Annotated in this window: 22 protein-coding genes; 14 read left to right on the top strand and 8 right to left on the bottom strand. The window is 34.7% G+C overall.

What is annotated here, in order from left to right; all coding sequences use genetic code 11:
- Position 1: 1 nt before the first annotated feature.
- Positions 2–1,429: a chromosomal replication initiator protein DnaA gene (gene dnaA, locus ACFSRZ_RS01295; RefSeq protein ID WP_379664708.1), complete on the bottom strand. Its 1,428-nt coding sequence runs from the start codon at positions 1,427–1,429 to the stop codon at positions 2–4.
- A gap of 170 nt (positions 1,430–1,599) precedes the next feature.
- Between dnaA and ACFSRZ_RS01300 the strand changes: the two genes are divergently transcribed.
- Complete coding sequence (locus ACFSRZ_RS01300; protein ID WP_379665496.1) at positions 1,600–1,998, top strand: acyl-CoA thioesterase; 399 nt, start codon at positions 1,600–1,602, stop codon at positions 1,996–1,998.
- On the opposite strand, the gene ACFSRZ_RS01305 is transcribed toward ACFSRZ_RS01300, so the two are convergent.
- From ACFSRZ_RS01305 to ribD, 4 genes are read right to left on the bottom strand one after another with little or no spacing between them, the layout of a single operon-like run.
- The gene (locus tag ACFSRZ_RS01305) at positions 1,987–2,595 is read right to left on the bottom strand and encodes an IMPACT family protein (RefSeq protein ID WP_379664709.1); all 609 of its coding nucleotides are present in this window, start codon (positions 2,593–2,595) and stop codon (positions 1,987–1,989) included. The two genes, ACFSRZ_RS01300 and ACFSRZ_RS01305, sit on opposite strands and share 12 nt — an antisense overlap.
- Complete coding sequence (locus ACFSRZ_RS01310; RefSeq protein ID WP_379664710.1) at positions 2,595–3,458, bottom strand: EamA family transporter; 864 nt, start codon at positions 3,456–3,458, stop codon at positions 2,595–2,597. The genes ACFSRZ_RS01305 and ACFSRZ_RS01310 overlap by 1 nt, the downstream gene beginning before the upstream one ends.
- Positions 3,455–4,069, bottom strand: a complete 615-nt coding sequence (locus ACFSRZ_RS01315) for an HAD family hydrolase (RefSeq protein ID WP_379664711.1) — start codon at positions 4,067–4,069, stop codon at positions 3,455–3,457. Before ACFSRZ_RS01315 ends, ACFSRZ_RS01310 begins: the two co-directional genes overlap by 4 nt.
- Positions 4,062–5,096 carry a bifunctional diaminohydroxyphosphoribosylaminopyrimidine deaminase/5-amino-6-(5-phosphoribosylamino)uracil reductase RibD gene (gene ribD / locus ACFSRZ_RS01320; RefSeq protein ID WP_379664712.1) on the bottom strand — a complete coding sequence of 345 codons (1,035 nt, stop codon included), beginning with the start codon at positions 5,094–5,096 and terminating at the stop codon, positions 4,062–4,064. The genes ACFSRZ_RS01315 and ribD overlap by 8 nt, the downstream gene beginning before the upstream one ends.
- 38 nt (positions 5,097–5,134) lie before the next feature.
- Between ribD and ACFSRZ_RS01325 the strand changes: the two genes are divergently transcribed.
- The 10 genes from ACFSRZ_RS01325 (at position 5,135) to ACFSRZ_RS01370 (ending at position 14,572) form a co-directional block, all read left to right on the top strand.
- Entirely contained in the window at positions 5,135–5,626 is a 492-nt protein-coding gene (locus ACFSRZ_RS01325) for a GNAT family N-acetyltransferase (protein ID WP_379664713.1), read from the top strand.
- Positions 5,623–6,549: a peptide chain release factor N(5)-glutamine methyltransferase gene (prmC, locus tag ACFSRZ_RS01330; protein ID WP_379664714.1), complete on the top strand. Its 927-nt coding sequence runs from the start codon at positions 5,623–5,625 to the stop codon at positions 6,547–6,549. Before ACFSRZ_RS01325 ends, prmC begins: the two co-directional genes overlap by 4 nt.
- Positions 6,550–6,592: 43 nt before the next feature.
- Complete coding sequence (locus tag ACFSRZ_RS01335) at positions 6,593–7,354, top strand: cyclase family protein (RefSeq protein ID WP_379664715.1); 762 nt, start codon at positions 6,593–6,595, stop codon at positions 7,352–7,354.
- A 12-nt stretch (positions 7,355–7,366) separates the two neighbouring features.
- Positions 7,367–7,807: a PaaI family thioesterase gene (locus tag ACFSRZ_RS01340; protein WP_379664716.1), complete on the top strand. Its 441-nt coding sequence runs from the start codon at positions 7,367–7,369 to the stop codon at positions 7,805–7,807.
- 19 nt (positions 7,808–7,826) lie between these two features.
- Positions 7,827–8,336, top strand: coding sequence for a hypothetical protein (locus tag ACFSRZ_RS01345; protein ID WP_379664717.1), 510 nt, complete (start codon positions 7,827–7,829; stop codon positions 8,334–8,336).
- A 3-nt stretch (positions 8,337–8,339) separates the two neighbouring features.
- Positions 8,340–8,954: a hypothetical protein gene (locus ACFSRZ_RS01350; protein ID WP_379664718.1), complete on the top strand. Its 615-nt coding sequence runs from the start codon at positions 8,340–8,342 to the stop codon at positions 8,952–8,954.
- A 24-nt stretch (positions 8,955–8,978) separates the two neighbouring features.
- The gene (gene trmD / locus ACFSRZ_RS01355; RefSeq protein ID WP_379664719.1) at positions 8,979–9,656 is read left to right on the top strand and encodes a tRNA (guanosine(37)-N1)-methyltransferase TrmD; all 678 of its coding nucleotides are present in this window, start codon (positions 8,979–8,981) and stop codon (positions 9,654–9,656) included.
- The gene (locus tag ACFSRZ_RS01360) at positions 9,649–11,127 is read left to right on the top strand and encodes an ArnT family glycosyltransferase (RefSeq protein WP_379664720.1); all 1,479 of its coding nucleotides are present in this window, start codon (positions 9,649–9,651) and stop codon (positions 11,125–11,127) included. Before trmD ends, ACFSRZ_RS01360 begins: the two co-directional genes overlap by 8 nt.
- A 111-nt stretch (positions 11,128–11,238) precedes the next feature.
- A complete protein-coding gene (rplS, locus tag ACFSRZ_RS01365) occupies positions 11,239–11,589 on the top strand; it encodes a 50S ribosomal protein L19 (RefSeq protein WP_379664721.1) in 351 nt (116 codons plus the stop codon).
- A 757-nt stretch (positions 11,590–12,346) separates the two neighbouring features.
- Entirely contained in the window at positions 12,347–14,572 is a 2,226-nt protein-coding gene (locus tag ACFSRZ_RS01370) for an NADP-dependent isocitrate dehydrogenase (RefSeq protein WP_379664722.1), read from the top strand.
- A gap of 71 nt (positions 14,573–14,643) precedes the next feature.
- Here the strand turns inward: ACFSRZ_RS01370 and ACFSRZ_RS01375 are convergent, their stop codons facing one another.
- A complete protein-coding gene (locus tag ACFSRZ_RS01375; protein ID WP_379664723.1) occupies positions 14,644–15,474 on the bottom strand; it encodes a mechanosensitive ion channel family protein in 831 nt (276 codons plus the stop codon).
- Between the two features lie 111 nt (positions 15,475–15,585).
- On the opposite strand from ACFSRZ_RS01375, the gene murQ reads away from it, so the two are divergent.
- From murQ to ACFSRZ_RS01390, 3 genes are read left to right on the top strand one after another with little or no spacing between them, the layout of a single operon-like run.
- Positions 15,586–16,392 carry an N-acetylmuramic acid 6-phosphate etherase gene (gene murQ, locus ACFSRZ_RS01380; RefSeq protein ID WP_379664724.1) on the top strand — a complete coding sequence of 269 codons (807 nt, stop codon included), beginning with the start codon at positions 15,586–15,588 and terminating at the stop codon, positions 16,390–16,392.
- 2 nt (positions 16,393–16,394) lie between these two features.
- Positions 16,395–16,640, top strand: a complete 246-nt coding sequence (locus ACFSRZ_RS01385) for a DUF6095 family protein (RefSeq protein WP_379664725.1) — start codon at positions 16,395–16,397, stop codon at positions 16,638–16,640.
- Positions 16,641–16,695: 55 nt separating this feature from the next.
- Positions 16,696–17,691, top strand: coding sequence for a hypothetical protein (locus ACFSRZ_RS01390; protein ID WP_379664726.1), 996 nt, complete (start codon positions 16,696–16,698; stop codon positions 17,689–17,691).
- Positions 17,692–17,746: 55 nt separating this feature from the next.
- Here ACFSRZ_RS01390 and ACFSRZ_RS01395 read toward each other — a convergent pair whose 3' ends face one another.
- The gene (locus tag ACFSRZ_RS01395) at positions 17,747–18,163 is read right to left on the bottom strand and encodes a nuclear transport factor 2 family protein (protein ID WP_379664727.1); all 417 of its coding nucleotides are present in this window, start codon (positions 18,161–18,163) and stop codon (positions 17,747–17,749) included.
- Entirely contained in the window at positions 18,160–18,918 is a 759-nt protein-coding gene (locus ACFSRZ_RS01400) for a type 1 glutamine amidotransferase domain-containing protein (RefSeq protein WP_379664728.1), read from the bottom strand. The genes ACFSRZ_RS01395 and ACFSRZ_RS01400 overlap by 4 nt, the downstream gene beginning before the upstream one ends.
- Between the last annotated feature and the right edge of the window lie 57 nt (positions 18,919–18,975).

Genomic DNA, 18,975 nt, shown 5'->3' on the forward strand with positions numbered 1-18,975 from the left:
TTTAGAAAGTCAACTTCTTCGTTAGATCTTCTACGTATTTCCTGAACTGCTTATCAGTTTCCGTTAAGTTATCAACTGTTTTACAAGCATGTAACACAGTAGCATGATCTCTCTGTCCTATCTGAGCCCCAATACTTGCCAAAGAAGTTTTGGTCATTCTCTTTGCAAAATACATAGCTAACTGACGCGCTTGTACAATGTGTCTCTTTCTTGTTTTCGATTGAAGTGTTACCACATCCATATCAAAATATTTAGACACAACTTTCTGAATGTAATCGATAGAAACCTCTTTCTTCGTATTCTTTACAAACTTATCTACAATCTGCTTAGCCAATTCTAAAGAGAACTCTTTTCTGTTAAAAGAAGCTTGGGCAATCATAGAGATGATCACTCCTTCTAATTCCCTTACATTCGACTTTATATTCTTTGCAATGTATTCTACAATCTCGTCAGACATTTCAACACCATCTCTAAACAACTTGTTCTGTAAAATAGACACGCGTGTTTCATAATCCGGTAATTGAAGTTCTGCTGACAATCCCCACTTGAAACGAGATAACAATCGTTGCTCAATATCCTGCATATCAACAGGAGCCTTGTCTGAAGTTAATATTACCTGTTTCCCATTTTGGTGCAGGTGATTGAAAATATGGAAGAACACATCTTGTGTTCCTGCTTTACCTGATAAGAATTGTACATCATCAATAATCAACACATCGATCATTTGGTAGAAATGAATAAAATCATTTCTGGTATTTGATTTAACAGAATCTATAAACTGTTGTGTAAATTTCTCTGAAGAAATGTATAATACAGTTTTATCAGGGTATTTGTCTTTAATATCTACTCCTATGGCATGTGCCAAGTGAGTTTTTCCTAATCCTACTCCACCATATATTAATAAAGGATTGAAAGAAGTTCCTCCCGGTTTATTGGCAACAGCCATCCCTGCAGAACGAGCCAATCTATTGGAATCTCCTTCTACAAAGTTTTCAAAATTATAATTTGGGTTTAATTGCGATTCGATCTTTACTTTTTGCAATCCCGGAATCACAAAAGGATTTCTTAATTCTCTCTTATCTACCTCTACAGGTACAGATACTTTTTGAGGTTTAAGTGGATTTCTATTAGAACTTGGAATTTTAACAATTTGAGGACGGTTACTACTATACGTATTTTCCATACGCACATCATAGATCAATTTGGCCTCTTTTCCTAATTCTCTTACCAAGGCAACACGTAATAGTTTAATATAGTGTTCCTCTAACCATTCGTAGAAAAATTTGCTAGGAACTTGAATCGTCAAAGCTTCTCCTGACAACTTAACTGGTTTAATCGGCTCGAACCACGTTTTATACGCCTGAGGCTTAATGTTGTCCTTAATAAAAGACAAGCATTCATTCCAAACCGAATCTGCAGTTTTAGTCATAAAACAGTGTAAAGAATTTAGTCGTTAAAAATTGTTCTTTTTCCTTAAGGGGTATCCTTTTTCAAGAGCTTTACAAAAGTGTGAATAATTTTCAGTATAAAAAAATGAAATTGCTATTGATTATTAATTTTTTTTTCCGTAAAATCACAACATATTCTTGTTCAAAATTTTTGAAAAATTTCTCAACACACATCCGAGTACGATATGGCGAAACCGATCAAATGGGAGTCGTTTATCATGGCAATTACGCCAACTATTTTGAGGTTGCCCGAACCGAGTGGCTTCGCAGCCTAGGTGTTACATACAAAGACATGGAAGAAAGCGGAATTATGTTGCCGGTTATTTCGCTATCCTTTAATTTCATTAAACCTGCCAAGTATGACGACATTTTAACAGTCTCGGTTTTATTGAAGAAAAAACCATTAGTTAAAATTGATTTTGACTATGAAATTATCAACCAAAATAAAGAAAAGATATCAACAGGAAATTCAGTACTTGCTTTTATTGATATGAAAACCGGAAAACCCACAAAATGTCCCGATTATATTTTGGAAAAGTTAGACCTCTAATTGACGTATTTCTAGCTGATAAATTGCATCGAAAATTTCAAAGATTTTAACAGCGTCTGATTTTCGGACTGAAATTTGGATCTCACATTTCTCTTCCAACTTCTGTGAAAGTATTTGAAGTCGGTTTTCTTTAATGATTTTCATTGCCTTACTCATCAACTCATAACCAAAAGTCAATTGATAAGAAATGTCTATTGTTTTTTCTATAATTTGACTTGCCTCTATAGCCAATCTTGCTGAAGATCTATAAGCGTTTATCAAACCTCCTACTCCAAGCTTAACTCCACCAAAATAACGAACGGACACAACCAAAACATTAGTTAAATCAAAAGATTGTATTTGTCCGTAAATTGGCATTCCTGCAGAATTACTAGGTTCGCCATCATCATTTGCACGATAACTGATCTTTTCTGTACCCAATTGCCAAGCATAACAAAAGTGACGAGCAGAGTGATGTTGTTTCTTTAAACCTTCTAAAGCATTTTTGATATCTTCTTCAGACCTTACCGGAAAAGCATAGCCGTAAAATTTACTGTTTCTATCTTTAAACAGTGTCTCTTCAGAGTTAGATGCTATGGTTTTATAAGTGTCTTTCATTAAAATAATGCAACCAAAACAATACTTATGATTGCGATGCCAATTCCGATCCAATTTTTCTTGATCAACTTTTCTTTAAAGAACAACAATCCAAATAAGGTAGACAGAATAACTACTCCTACATTATTTAAGGTAAATAAAGTAGAGCTTTCCAAACCTTCGGTACTTAAGGCTTTTAATAAATAGTAAATTGAAAAATAGTTAGGCACTCCTAATAATATACCTCCTAAGATATTCTTGAATTGAAACTTAAACTCTCCACGTAGTATTGGCACAATTAAAAAGAGGAGTCCTAAAACAAAAGCAATTAAAAAGATTGTTGCTGAAAATAGTGGCACGCCTCCCTCAGGAACATACGTAGTCTCTACATATTTAAGTGTTGTATCTATACACCCTGATCCCAAGAAAAGTAATACAGGATAGATTAAATTCTTTGTTTTTACAGGTTGGTTATCACTTTTAGATGATGCTAAATACACCGCTACCAAAGCCAATAGAATTCCTAGAATCTTTACAAATCCGGCTGACTCATTATAAACAATAACTCCAAATACAATAGGAATTACTACCGACATCTTACCGGCTACCGCTGCTACAGAAAGTCCATTCTTTTGTGATGTTATTGCCATTACGTTGAATACTGTAATGAAAAGAACTCCAAGGAAAAGAGCTCCTAAAAACCAAGGTTGACTGGGTATTTCTTGTAATTCTAACGAAACATCTGACAAATAGATACCAAGAACACCGGCTACTAAGTAATTAACAATAATTGCCTGCGGTGTATCGATCTTTAAAACCTCAAACAATTTAAAGATCACAAACAGCAGACTAAGAATAATAATACTTAAAATTAGATAGATCATTCGTCAAATTCTTTTTGGGCCAGCAAATCTACAATATCTTCTGTTAGCGGATCAATGTTCCACACTTTTATTCCCAATTCGGCAGCAGCATCTGTATTTTCCTGAGTATCATCAATAAAAAAGGTTTCTTCGGCTAGCAAACCATTTTCATTAAGAACAAATTCGTAAATATTCAGGTTAGGCTTCCTCAGGTTTATTTCATGAGAGAGGTAAAATTGCTCAAAACAATCTTTGAACTCATTATACAACTCCATACCCCAATCGTTTTGAATCCAGGAAATATGCAGATCATTTGTATTACTCAGTAAAAACAATCGATATTCTCCTGATGCTTTTAGCTCTTTTATAAAATCTAATCTATGTAAAGGGAAATCCAGTAAGATTGCATTCCAGGCATCTATAAATTTATGACTGGGAATGTTTGGGTACAGCTCTTTAAATCTATTGACAAATTCACCCGTTGCTATTCCACCAACCTCATAAAGCTTGTATACATTCATCATCTCCTCTGAGATATCTTTAACTCCCAGCTCATGCAAAACCCTTACTGTTGCAGGCTTATCTAAATTGATAAATACATCTCCGTAATCAAAGACAATATTCTTAATCATTCTTGTATACTTTTAATATATCCTGATCTATAGTTGTAATTTCTTTTGCTTCTTTATTTAATTGAGGTGCTTCAACTCCATTTAGAAACTTTATCTCTCCTGAGAAAACTCTGGCTTCGTCCCACAAATCTTCTTCTATAAAAGTTTGCAACGTTTGTGTTCCTCCTTCAACAATTAAAGATTGAATATTTTGCCTGTGCAAGGCTCCACATATCTGACTTGCTAAAGGCTTTGAAAAGTCTACTTTCTCAAACACCAAATGACCTTGTGATTCTTTTTCTTCCGCTGTGATGAAGATTGTTCTTACCGTTTGATCATAAACATGAGAATCCTGATCTATTTTTAATGATCTATCAACAACTATTCGAACAGGGTTTTGGCCTTCCCAATTTCTAACATTCAACTTTGGGTTGTCGGCTATTACAGTGGTTGTTCCCACTAAGATTCCGTGCTCTTCAGCTCTCCATTTGTGAACCAATTGACGAGATCTTTCATTTGTAATCCAAACAGGCTCTCTTGTCTCCCTCTTGTCTGGCGCAATGAATCCATCCTGAGATTCCGCCCACTTTAAAATAATGTAAGGTCTTTTTTTATTGTGAAATGTAAAAAACCTCTTGTGATGTTCTTTACATTCTTCTTCTAAAACTCCAACATGTACTTCGCATCCGGCTTTCTTTAATTTCTCAATTCCTTTCCCGGCCACCAAAGAATTGGTATCTAGACAACCAATAACAACTTTGGGTATTCCTTTTCTAATGATCAGGTCTGAACAAGGCGGTGTTTTACCAAAATGAGAACAAGGCTCTAGGGTTACATATAAGGTAGCTTTGGCAAGTAATTCTTCATCTTTTACCGAAGAAATCGCATTTACTTCAGCATGACTCCCTCCATAAGGGCTCGTAAACCCCTCTCCTATAATCTGATCATTTGCCACCAAAACTGCTCCAACTGAAGGGTTTGGTCTACTTGACCCAATTCCCTTTTGGGCAATTTCCAGACATCGTTTTATGTATTGTTCGTGGCTCAAAAAATAGGTAACTTGCTGTCACAAAAATAGTGGAATAAATGACACCATCTGATTTTATCATAAGAGAAATAGAACCTCGCGACAATGCTCAAATTGCCAACGTTGTTAGAGAGGTAATTCTTGAAATGGGGGCACCTAAAGTTGGTACTGCTTATGAAGATAAAGCCCTAGATGATCTTCATGCTGCCTACCAAAAAGAAAAAGCTATTTATTATGTAATTGAACATCAAGGAAAAGTTGTTGGTGGCGGTGGAGTTGCTCAGTTGGATAATTTTGAAGGAAACACCTGCGAATTACAAAAAATGTACTTTTTGCCAATTGCCAGAGGTCGTGGTTTGGGTTCTAAAATGATCAATAAGTGCTTAGAAAAAGCAAAAGAATTTGGATTTGATCAGTGTTATTTAGAAACCATGCCTTATATGACTGCTGCCAGATCTTTGTACAAAAAGAGTGGGTTTTCTCAGATTGATGGCCCAATGGGAAATACCTGTCACTATTCTTGTGATGTTTGGATGATAAAAAAACTATGACGCTTAAAACCTTTCATGATCATTTTTCTAATGAATTAACTTCTATTTTCCCAAAGACAGAGGTTGATACCTTCTTCGCTTATTTGATCGAAGAGTATTTAGGGTTGCAACGAATTGACCTGATCATGAATCCGGATCGTGAAATTTCTGATCAAGAACAAGAATCTCTAGACATTGCACTTCAACGGTTAAAAAAAGAAGAACCTATACAATATATTATAGGTAAGACCGAATTCTATGGATTTCCTTTTTACGTAGATAAAAATGTATTGATCCCCAGACCCGAAACTGAAGAATTGGTAGAGTGGGTAATTAAAGAAGTTAAAGAAAAAGGAGAAAAGGTAAAGATCTTGGATATTGGTACCGGTAGTGGTTGTATTCCTATTTCTCTGAAAAAACATTTACCAAATGCTGAAATATCAGCAATAGATATTTCTAAAAAAGCTATTGAAGTTGCTAAAAAAAATGCTGAACTGAATCAGGCAGAGATTAGTTTTATAGAACTAGACATTCTTCAAGTCAATAATTTAAATAGTGTCATTGCGAATGAAATGAAGCAATCTCATGAGATTACTTCGTCATCCCAAAACTTAGGGATTCCTCGTAATGACATAAAATTTGATATTATCATTTCCAACCCACCTTATGTAAGAGAGTTGGAAAAAGCGGAGATGAAAAACAATGTTCTTGAGAACGAACCCGAACTAGCTTTATTTGTTGATGATACTGATCCTCTGATCTTTTATGATACAATTGCAGGTATAGCCAAACAACATTTAACAAAAGGTGGACTCTTGTTTTTTGAGATCAACCAATATCTCGGAAAAGAAATGTTAGCTCTTCTGCATGACTATCAATTTCAAAACATCGAATTAAAGAAAGACTTGTTTGGAAAGGATAGAATGACCAAAGCTACGTTTTAGTATATTTGAGGATCAAGGTAAAATCTCTAAACCAAACCTCGTTGTGAAAATCATAGATCTATCCAAACCCATCCAATACAATAAGACCGATCCTTGGTTTATGAAAGTTAAGATCAAACATAAACCTCATAAAAAGGCAGGGTTATTATTGAGAATTCTCGGGCTACCCAAAAGGCTTTTCCCAAAAGATTTTAAAGGCTGGGCTGATGACACGATTAAAAAAATGGGAGTTCACTCAACAACACATATCGATGCACCGTGGCATTATTCTCCTACTGTAAATGGAGAAAAAGCCAAGACCATTGATGAGATCCCTTTAGATTGGTGTTATGGAAACGGAATTGTGATCGACATGAAACACAAACAAGATTTTGATCCTATCACCTCTTCAGACATCAAAACTTTTTTAGAGAAAGAAAAGCTCTCTATTGAGTCAGGAATGATCGTTCTAATCAAAACCGGAAGGGATATATATAATGGTACTAAAGATTTTCCGGATAAAGGAACCGGCATGAGTGCCGAAGCTACTGAATGGTTGATAAACCAAGGAATTAAAGTTATGGGAATAGATTCTTGGGGATGGGATCTACCTTTAAAATACTTGATCAAAAAAGCAAAAGAAACCAATAACTCAGAATTGTTTTGGGAAGCACATCTTGTAGGTCAAAAAAAGGAATACTGTCATATGGAGCAGCTCGTTAATTTAGACGCCTTGCCTTATACAGGATTTAAAGTTGCTGTTTTTCCTTTAAAGATCGTTGGAGCTTCAGCTGCTCCGGCAAGAGTGGTAGCGATGATCGATTAATTTAATTTTTGAATGGAAAATAAAGAACATTACAGAAAACTGGAACGCATGTATTTAAATGCCAATTTAAATACTGAGATCTACGATACAACAGAATGCAAGATTGGTTTTGAAACTGCTGAGATTGGTCTTACCATCTCCGAAAAATACTTTCATGCATTGGGAGCTATTCATGGCTCTGTGTACTTTAAACTACTGGATGATGCTGCTTTTTTTGCCGTTAACTCTATTGTAGAAGACGCTTTTGTATTAACCACCAGTTTTAATATTAATTTGATTCGTCCGGCAAACAAAGGAAAGATCAGAGCGGTTGGTAAAGTAAAATTTAAATCAAGGAATTTATTTGTGGCTGAATCTATTCTTTATAATGAAAATGGAAAAGAAATTGCTTTTGGTACAGGGAACTTTGCAAAAAGCAAAGTACAACTGTCAGAAGAAATTGGCTATAAATAATTTGCAAACAATTCATCATATGAAAAAAATAACCCTCCTCTTCTTCTTAGCTTCTATAACCCTACAAGCTCAGAACACTGATTATTTAAAAAAAGTACAGACCATAGATAGTACGGTAAAAACTCTATACGCTGTTATTTCCGGTGAAAAAGGTGAAGAACGAAACTGGGAACTGTTCAAATTCTTATTTCACAAAGATGCCAAATTGATTCCTTCAGGAACCAATCCTCAAGGAGTTACAGGCGCTCGTTTTTTAACTCCGGAAGGCTACATCAAAACTTCAGGAAAATGGCTCTATGAAAATGGTTTTTACGAAAAGGAAATTGGCAGAAAAACCGAAAGGTTTGGCAACATTGCTCACTTATTTTCTACTTACGAAAGTTTTCGATCTAAAAAAGATACGAAACCTTTTATGAGAGGAATCAACAGCATTCAATTATTATACGATGGAAAGCGCTGGTGGATATTGAATGTTTACTGGCAAGCCGAAAATCAAAAGCATCCGATCCCAGAAAAGTATATCGACTAATAAATGAACAATACTGTAGAATTATCTATCAGAAAGGGAATTACCGAAAATAATCCTCAAAGACTTATAATTTCGGATCAGTTTATTCAATACGATAATTTCAAGAAGACTCCTACTAAATTTTTAAAAACAGATATTAAGGATTGTAGATTTGGTATTAGATGGATAGAGGTAGAATTTACAATTGGACGTGAGTATCAGGTTTTCATACGAAATAAAAAAGACGAATTATTAAAAATCCAATTTAAAAGTTACTTTGGTTACAAAAAGACACAGCTTTTAAATGATTATAACACTATATTAGAAAATCTCTGGAATTTTTATTTTGATGATATCGCACAATCTTTTATCAATCAGTTTTGGGAGAATAAGCCCTTTTTTATTGACAAAACTCAAATTTCCAAAGAAGGAATAACCATCAAGTTAGATAAAGTGCTTAAACAAAAAGAAGTACTTATCAAATGGGAAGATGCAGGAACTACTGACTATGTAACATATTTTGTAATATATTCAAAATCAGATCAGAGAAATATAAATAGAGCATTCTATTATTTAGAAGATTGGAATACTCATATATTATACAGTGTAGTTAGAACTATCTTAAGAGATATAAACTAACTCAAAACTTGTACATTTGTGGCTATGCGAATTGACATTATTACAGTAGCACCGGAACTCTTAGAAAGTCCTTTTAATCACTCGATCATTCAACGAGCCAAAGACAAAGGTTTAGCAGAAATTCATTTGCATAATCTAAGAGATTACGGATTGGGAAATTATCGTCAAATAGACGATTATCAGTTTGGAGGTGGTGCAGGTATGGTTTTAATGATAGAACCCATAGCTAATTGTATCGAAGATCTTTTGAAAGAAAGAGATTATGATGAGATCATTTATATGACTCCGGATGCTCAAACATTAAATCAATCTATATCAAATACACTCTCACTAAAAGAGAATATTTTGATCTTAACCGGCCATTACAAAGGCGTAGATCAAAGAATTCGCGATAAATATGTCACTTTAGAAATTTCCATTGGAGATTATGTATTAACAGGAGGTGAATTGGCTGCTGCCGTTGTTTGCGATAGCATTGTACGATTGATCCCGGGAGTTTTAGGTGATGAGACTTCTGCCTTGACAGATTCATTTCAAGACAATTTATTATCTCCACCTGTATATACCAGACCGGCAGATTACAAAGGAATGAAAGTACCGGATGTGCTTCTTTCAGGAAATTTTCCTAAAATTGAAGAATGGCGTTCAGAAAAAGCTTATGAGCGTACACAAAAAATAAGACCAGATCTATTGGATGAATAAATTTTTAGCCCTCATAAAAAAACACCCTGCCTTAAGTTGGGTATTAGGTTTTCAAGCTTTTCGCTTATTGTTACTTCCTTTTATGGGATTAATGCCACAAGATGCCTACTACTATCTTTATGGTCAGAATTTATCGTTATCTTATTTCGATCATCCGGGAATGATTGGGTATCTCTTGAGAATTTCCAGCGAAATATTTGGTCAATCTGTATTGGTTGTTAAGCTTACAGATTTTATCATTACCTCTTTAACCCTTTATAGCTTTTACAAGCTTTCATCACTTTTCCTATCAAAACACAGAATATGGAAAAGTATGGTTTTGATGGCTTCTACCATATTTATCTCCATTCTTTCGTTCAATTCTACTCCGGATGTTCCACTAATCTTATTTTGGACATTGAGTATTTCGTTTTTATACAAAGCGGTTTTTGAACAAAAGAAATGGTTCTGGATCATTGCCGGAATTACAATGGGGCTAGCTTTCAACAGTAAGTATACAGCACTTTTACTTCCTATTGGGTTGATTGCTTTTCTTGTCTTCTCTTCGAAATACAGAAAGCTATTGATATCGCCTTGGCTATGGATTAGTTTGATCTTATTTGTTGGTACAACTTTTCCTGTTTGGTGGTGGAACTATCAGAATGAATTTGCTTCGTTTGCATTTCAATCTACAGAAAGAACAGGTTCTATTTCTAAGTTTGAGATCAAACCGAAATCCTTTTTTGGAGCTATTGGTCATCAATTATTTTTATTGATCCCTATTTTGTTTGCCGTATTTATTGCATTCACATTTAAGCACATCAAAAAAGCACTTGTTAAATTCAAGCTTCCTTCTCAAAAGACTCTTTTTCTTTTGGCATTCTTTGTTCCCACTTTTGTAGGGTTCTTTTTATTGACTCCTTTTTATTGGGTAAAAATGAACTGGATGATGCCTTCTTATATAACCGGAGTTATTATTGCCGCTATGTACATCAATAAAAAACTCTTAAAATGGCAGCTTATAATCTCTGTTGTTTTTCATGTTGCATTAGCCGCACAGGTAATCTTTTTCTTTGTTCCTATTAAAAGTGATGATACATGGACAGGTTGGGAAGAGCTATCTGAAGAAGTTGCTAAACTTCAAGAAAAGCATCCTGATACATTTTTGTTTTCAATGGACGGATACAAAACATCTGCACAACTTCGCTTCTTTCTGAATAAAAAAGTGTACGCTCAGAATGTTGTTGGGCTTAACGCTCTGCATTTTGACTACTTGGGTGATGATATGGAGCTCTTAAGAGGTACTGATGCCATCTTTATTGATTCTGACAAACGTTTTAAAAGCGATCAGAAAAAAGGAGAGATAGATCCTAACGTTAAAGAAAACTTTAGTTCTGTTGTTGAGTTAGAACCAATTATCTTAAACAAGGACTCTGGCAGAGCCCGAAAGTTCTGGGTATTCTATTGCTCTAATTATCAGCCAAAAAAATAATCTTAATAGGTTTTATTTACAAAAATAAATTTCTAAATTTGCACTCGCTAAAATTAACCTCTGACGAAGGCCGTGAATGTTGATTTTACTTAAAACCATAAATTATTAAAAATGGAATCTTTAGTAAAATTTGTACAAGACGAATTTGTTACAAGAAAAGAAAACCCAGAATTTGCAGCTGGTGATACTATTACAGTATACTACGAAATTAAAGAAGGAAACAAAACACGTACACAGTACTTTAGAGGTGTAGTAATTCAAAAGAGAGGAAGTGGAACTTCTGAAACTTTTACTATCAGAAAAATGTCTGGTACTGTTGGAGTAGAAAGAATTTTCCCGGTAAACTTACCATCTATCCAAAAGATTGAAATAAACAAGAAAGGTAAAGTACGTAGAGCACGTATCTACTACTTTAGAAACCTTACTGGTAAGAAAGCTAGAATTAAAGAGAGAAGAAACTAATTCTCAACTTTCTAAAAAACATATAGAACAGGCTTCAAATTATTGGAGCCTGTTTTTTATTAACAAATGTTGAAAACACCTGTTAGTACTTTGTTGATTTTTAATCACTTAAAAAATTTGCATCTTTCATTTTCAGTTCTATATTTGAATCATAATTGCTGAGGGAAGTAGGAAAGATTTCGAAAGAAATAGGGAATACTAACCAAAGTAATAAATAAAGTAACGTTCTTTATTTTTTGGATTTCTAGACTTAGTCGATTAGTCTGCGTTTGAGTTTCCTCGGCAAAGACAATAAGGGAAGAGTGAAGTTATGTAAGTAACAGAATGAAACCCTACAATGTATAATTATTTAGTTGTACAAAATGGATTAAGTTAGAAGTTCAGTAGAAGCTCCAATAAAGTTGAGCGGAGGCAACATGCCAAAGTAAGGCGGAGTTTCTAACTGAGGTGGAAACAAGAAACAGTTTCTTTGTTTGAAAGAAACATAGAGTCATATCTCTATTTGATTGTGTAGCAATACAAATCTTTGTTTACAATCTACCTCGAAGAAGCCATATCAGTCAAGCAATTGAATGATATGGCTTTTATTTTTCTCCACATGTATCAAAACCCATAAACATCTTTAAATTTAAGAGTAAAATAACGCCTTACGGACTCGTAAAATAGGCTTATAATTCTTAAATTTGCGCTGCTTTACAGCAAACTTAATTCTTTAATTCACAGACTTTCCCAAAAGTCTTTTCTAGAAAATACTATTATGACGAAAAAAGCTAAAATCATTTATACCATTACAGACGAAGCTCCAGCATTAGCAACTCGTTCTTTTTTACCTATTGTAAAAGCTTTTACCCAAAGCTCGGATATTGAATTTCAAACAAAAGATATCTCTTTGGCCGGTAGAATTTTAGCCAATTTTTCAGATTTACTTCCGGAAGACCAAAGAGTAGAAGACGCGTTAAGTCAACTAGGTGATTTGGCAAAGAAGCCTGAGGCCAATATTATCAAGCTGCCTAACATTAGTGCTTCTGTTCCTCAGTTGAAAGCTGCTATCAAAGAATTGCAAGCATTAGGGTTTGATCTTCCTGATTATCCTGAATCAGCCGATACAGATGAGCAAAAAGATGTTTTGGCTCGTTACAACAAAGTAAAAGGATCTGCTGTAAACCCGGTATTGAGAGAAGGAAACTCTGACAGACGCGCTCCTAAAGCTGTAAAAAATTATGCAAAGAAAAACCCTCATTCTATGGGAGTATGGTCTTCAGACTCTAAGTCGCATGTGGCTACCATGACTGAAGGAGATTTTGCACACAACGAAAAATCAACAACTATTAACGGTGCTACGAGTGTTAGCATTGTACATACAGATACAAACGGTCAAAAAACAGTTCTTAAAGAGAACATTGCTTTACAAGACAAAGAGATCATAGATTCTACAGTAATGAACAGAAAAGCTCTTTTACAATTCTTGGAAGAGCAAGTAGCAGATGCTAAAGAAAGTGGACTATTGTTCTCTTTACACATGAAGGCTACCATGATGAAAGTTTCTGACCCTATCATCTTCGGACATGCTGTAAAAGTATTCTTTAAAGATGTGTTTGAAAAGCACGGAGAAACATTAGCTTCTGTTGGAGTGAATGTAAACAACGGTTTTGGAAACCTAGTAAGCAACTTAAGTGAATTACCAGCAGAGAAACGTACAGAGATCGAAGCTGATATCGCTGCTGTTTTTGAAAACAACCCTGATTTAGCAATGGTAGATTCTGATCGTGGAATTACCAATTTACACGTTCCTTCTGATGTGATCATTGATGCATCTATGCCGGCAATGATCAGAACTTCAGGTCAAATGTGGAATAAAGAGGGAAAACAACAAGATACCAAAGCTGTTATTCCTGATAGCTCTTACGCTGGTATATACCAAGCAACTATTGATTTCTGTAAGAAACATGGTGCTTTTGATCCAACAACTATGGGAACTGTTCCTAACGTTGGTTTGATGGCTCAAAAAGCAGAAGAATACGGATCTCACGATAAAACTTTCGAAATTGCTTCTAACGGAACTGTACAAGTAATCAATGCTGAAGGTGTTGTTTTATTAGAACACTCTGTTGAAGAAGGTGACATTTGGAGAATGTGCCAAGTAAAAGATGCTCCAATCCAAGATTGGGTAAAATTAGCTGTAAACAGAGCTAGAGCTACTAATACACCTGCTGTTTTCTGGTTAAACGAGAACAGAGCACATGATGCTGAATTGATCAAAAAAGTAAATACATATCTTCCAAATCACAATACAGAAGGATTAGACCTAAGAATCTTATCTCCTGTAGATGCTACTCAGTTTAGCTTAGAAAGAATCAAAGACGGAAACGATACAATCTCTGTAACAGGTAATGTGTTACGTGATTATTTAACAGACCTTTTCCCTATCTTAGAATTGGGAACTTCTGCTAAAATGTTATCAATCGTTCCTTTAATGAACGGTGGTGGGTTGTTTGAAACAGGTGCCGGAGGGTCTGCTCCTAAACACGTACAACAGTTTGTAAAAGAAAATCACTTACGTTGGGATTCTTTAGGAGAGTTCTTAGCATTGGCTGTTTCATTAGAGCACTATAGCGAAGTAAATAACAATAGCAAGGCTAAAGTTTTAGCTGAAGCATTAGACAATGCTACTGGAAAGTTCTTAGATAACAAGAAATCTCCATCAAGAAAAGCCGGTGAATTGGATAACAGAGGTAGTCATTTCTATTTAGCAACGTACTGGGCTGAAGCTTTGGCAAATCAAAACGATGATGTTGAATTAAAAGATCAATTCTCAGGAATTGCTGAAAAAATGCTAGCAAATGAAGAGGCAATCGTAAATGAGTTGAACTCTATTCAAGGAAATCCGGTTGATATTGCTGGATACTATCAACCTAATGATGAATTGGCAAACAATGCAATGAGAGCAAGTGCTACATTGAACTCAATTGTAAACGGTATATAATTTCTATTTTAATAGAAACAAAAAAGCCAAGTATTCTACTTGGCTTTTTTTATTGTCTTTTTCCTCTTTTTCTATTGAACCATCGTAACAACTCGTTGTGGTAATGGTGCTTCATATCCCGCTGTTCCTAAAGCTTCAACGATTCTTTGTCTTGTTTCCCAATACACATCCCAGTAAGCTTCGCAAGTTGCATAAGGCATAGCCAAAAGCTCAATACCGTTTTCTCCTAAATTATTAACTACAACACTAGGCTGCATGTCTTTTTCATCAAGTATATTCTTATCTGTTCTCAATACTTCCATCACTATTTCTTTTGCCTTTTTAATATCAGATCCATAACGAATCGCAAATGGCATATCTACCCTTAACTTCCCTAACTTGGTAAGGTTGGTAATTCTACCTGAAGTAATGGATGAATTAGGAATGATCTCAGTTTCCATTTGAAATGTTTCGATCACAGTTACAAAAACTGAGATCTCTCTTACAAATCCGAAAGCTCCATTGGTTTTGATCAAATCTCCCACCTTAAAGGGTCTAAATATCAATAACATAATTCCGGAAGCTAGATGACCTAACGAGCCATTAAAAGCTGCTCCAATTGCCACACCAATACCAGCTATTAAAGCTGCAAATGAGGCTGTAGGCACTCCTACAATTCCTGCGATAGATATGATCAATAAGGCTTTTAAAGAAAAACCAATCGCTGTTAACAAGAAAGGACGCAATGTTTCGTCTATTCGTCTGCTTTCAAAAGCTTTGGCTACTCCTTTCATGAACATTCTAATGATCCATAATCCTAGGATCAATGCTGCAAAAGCTCCTAATAATTTTAATCCCCAGTCTCCTATTCCTGATGCTATCGCATCGTAAAAATTGGCAAATGATTGTTTAATAGTATTCATAGTATATTTCTAATTAATTGAACTTCATTTAATATGACACAGCTTTTATCAAAATGTCACTTTTTGATTTAATTTCAAGCTTAGATTCTTCATTAATGTGTACTTTTGGGTATGGGTTTTATCAAAACTACTGAGCAAGATTCTTACTACGATCATTTAGAAGAGATGAGTACTTCTGATCTCATTCAGAATATCAACAAAGAAGATCAAACAGTTGCATTGGCTGTTCAAAAAAGCATTCCTCAAATATCTCTTTTAACAGAGCAGATCACTGAGAAGTTAAAAGAAGGCGGAAGACTTTTTTATATTGGCGCAGGTACCAGCGGTAGATTAGGAATCTTAGACGCTTCGGAGTGTCCGCCTACATTTGGTGTTTCTCACGGATTGGTCATTGGATTGATTGCCGGCGGCGACTCTGCTATTAGAAAAGCTGTTGAATTTGCCGAAGATTCCGTGACACAAGGATGGAAAGATCTTCAAGAATATGATATTAGCTCAAAAGATGTTGTTGTTGGAATTGCTGCTTCGGGTACAACTCCTTATGTGGTATCTACATTAGAAGTTTGCAATCAGCAAAATATTATCACCGGATGTATTACATGCAATGAGAACTCTCCTTTAAGTAAAGCTGCTCAATTTCCTATTGAAGTTGTTGTAGGGCCTGAGTTTGTAACCGGAAGTTCTAGAATGAAGGCCGGAACAGCTCAGAAAATGGTCTTAAACATGTTATCTACAGCTACCATGATCAAGTTAGGAAGAGTTAAGGGTAATAAAATGGTAGACATGCAACTTTCTAATGATAAGTTAGTTGACAGAGGAATTAGAATGCTTGTTAAGGAATTGGATATAGAACCGTCTAAAGCATCAGAATTGCTAAAAAAGTATGGAAGTGTTAGAAAAGTAATTCAAAACTATTAATAATGGGAACAGATTTTTCAGTTTTAAGGAAAGGATTAAAAAGGTTGGCAATTTTGCTGTTCTTATTTATTGCTTCTCCCATTTTGTTAAGCATGTCGTTTAAAGCAATTGCTATTTATAAAGAAGGGGCTCAATATTGGTTTAGTATTGCTTTCTTAGTAATCTCTTCTTTACTCATGCTCTTTACAATCTTTTATGCTTTTATGACTTTCCGTGTTATTTTAAGCGCTCTTTTTCACGAAAAATAAATTGGCAAATACTCGACTCCATAAAATTTTACATTGGGAACATTGGCCTTTGCTAATGTTTTACATTCCTAATATTCCTTATGCATTTGTTCATGGAATTGTAGCAAGAAACCTTGTATTTTATACCGCAGTAAACCCTTCAATAAGAAACTCCGGTATTGGTTCTGAGTCTAAATACAAAACCCTAAAATTATTACCCGAAAATTATATTCCTAAGTCGGTTCTACATGAAGAAACTTCTGAGATAGATAAAACAATAGAGCTTCTTAAAGAAGAGGGTATTTCCTACCCTATGATTGTAAAACCAGATGTAGGTTTTAGAGGTTTGTTGGTAAAAAAGATAGAAAATGAGAGTGATTTGATCTCTTATTTGGAAAAATATCCTGTTTCTATTATCATTCAAGAATTCTTAACTCATTCGAATGAATGTGGTATTTTTTATTACAGACATCCTGATCAAGAAAAAGGAACTGTTACTTCTATTACACTCAAAGAGTTTTTAACGATTATTGGAGATGGAACATCTACAATTAAAGAACTAGTTGCTTCTGATGAACGTGCTTTTCTGTACTATGAGCTTATCAAAAATGATCCTTTGATCAATTGGGATATGATTCCTGAAAACGGAAAGCACATCAAGCTATCGTCTATTGGTAATCATTCTAAAGGGACTCGATTTATCAATGGAAATCACTTGATTAATGATGAGCTTATAGCTTCTATGAATACATTGAATCATCAAGTAGAAGGATGGTACTACGGAAGGCTTGATATAAAATACAACACGCTGGAAGAGCTCAACCAAGGTAAGTTCAAAATTCTTGAATTGAACGGAATTTTAGCTGAGCCCACGCATATTTATGATGCTACAAAAATGAACTACTGGAAGGCCCTAAAAACCATTAGGACGCATTGGAAACAGCTTTATAAGATTGCGATGTACAATCACAAACATCAGAATGTTCCTTATCGTAAAACCTTCCCTTTTATCAAAGAGATGCTTGCTTTAAAAGCGTATTCGAAGCGTTTGAAAAAATTGTCTAAGAAATAGGTTTATGTTTTAGTACCCTGCGTACAAAATAAGCGCGCTAATACAATTACTCTTCTCATTTTGGGTAATTTTTAAAGGTGAACGATTTGTGAATGATTTTCCACTTATCCTTGATTTTCAATAGCAATAAATAATCAGTATATATCCGTTTACGTGAGGGCATTAATATCTCTATTTTGGCAACTGCTGCATTTCCTTCATAGTCTATAGATAGCACTTTACCAATTCGATTACTTTTTCTTCCTTTTTTTACATTCCCTATATATTGCTTTCCGCTCCACACTCTTAAGGAATCGTTGGCTACAAAATACAGGTTAAAGTTTTCATCAAAAGCTTGTTTTAGCCTTTCCGGTTCTCCATTGGCAGTACCTTCAATGTAATCGTAAAGTACTTTATTAATTGCTTCAACTTCAGATTGAGCTTGAACTGACAGTCCAATAAAGCACGTTATAAGTAAAACTAGTTTTTTCATTTTCGAAGTGTATTTAATTGTTTAATAATTTCTTTTGCTACAGTAGCTGCTGCTGTTGGATCTTGACCCGTAATTAATCTACCGTCTATTTTATAAAAGTTATCCCATCCTTTTTTGGAATACAGAAATTTCCCTCCTCGTTCTTTAATGGTCTCTTCAATAGAAAAAGGAAATGTTTGATAGTATTGAGCATTTTTATTTTCAAACATGTCAGGAAAACCATTTACTTCTCTATTAGCATATAAATAGGCTCCGTCATCTGTTTTTAGATTTACAATTCCTGCTGTTCCATGACAAATAGCAGAAACAATTCCGTTGCTATTGTAAATAGCCATAGAAATTTTCTGAATGTTCTTATCTTCCGGAACACCAAACATTGCAGAACCTCCACCTACGTAGTAAACAGCTTTATAATTAGAAGGGCTTATGTCTTGTGGTTTTTGAGTAGCTTTAAGTTTACCCATAAGGTGTTCGTCGTATAAATAGTGTTTCTGAATACTATCTGACGTATTCAAATATCCTAATGGTATAGCTCCTCCTTTTGGACTAACAAAGTCTACTTGATAGCCTTCCTTTATCAACACATCATAAGCTGATACAATTTCTCCAAAGTGATTTGCAGAATTTAACTTGGTATCTCCATACGTATGTTGGTTTGAAACAATAAATAAGATTCTCTCTTTGCTTACTTTTTCTTTTGTTTTATTACAGCTCGCAAAAAAGAAAATAGATAAGACTAAAACAATAATTCTCATAGGGATGATTTTAAATTTCAGTCAATATGAAAATTGTATTTTGAAAAGTAATTTTGA

Source organism: Pseudotenacibaculum haliotis, assembly GCF_042684245.1.
Lineage (GTDB): Bacteria > Bacteroidota > Bacteroidia > Flavobacteriales > Flavobacteriaceae > Polaribacter > Polaribacter haliotis_A.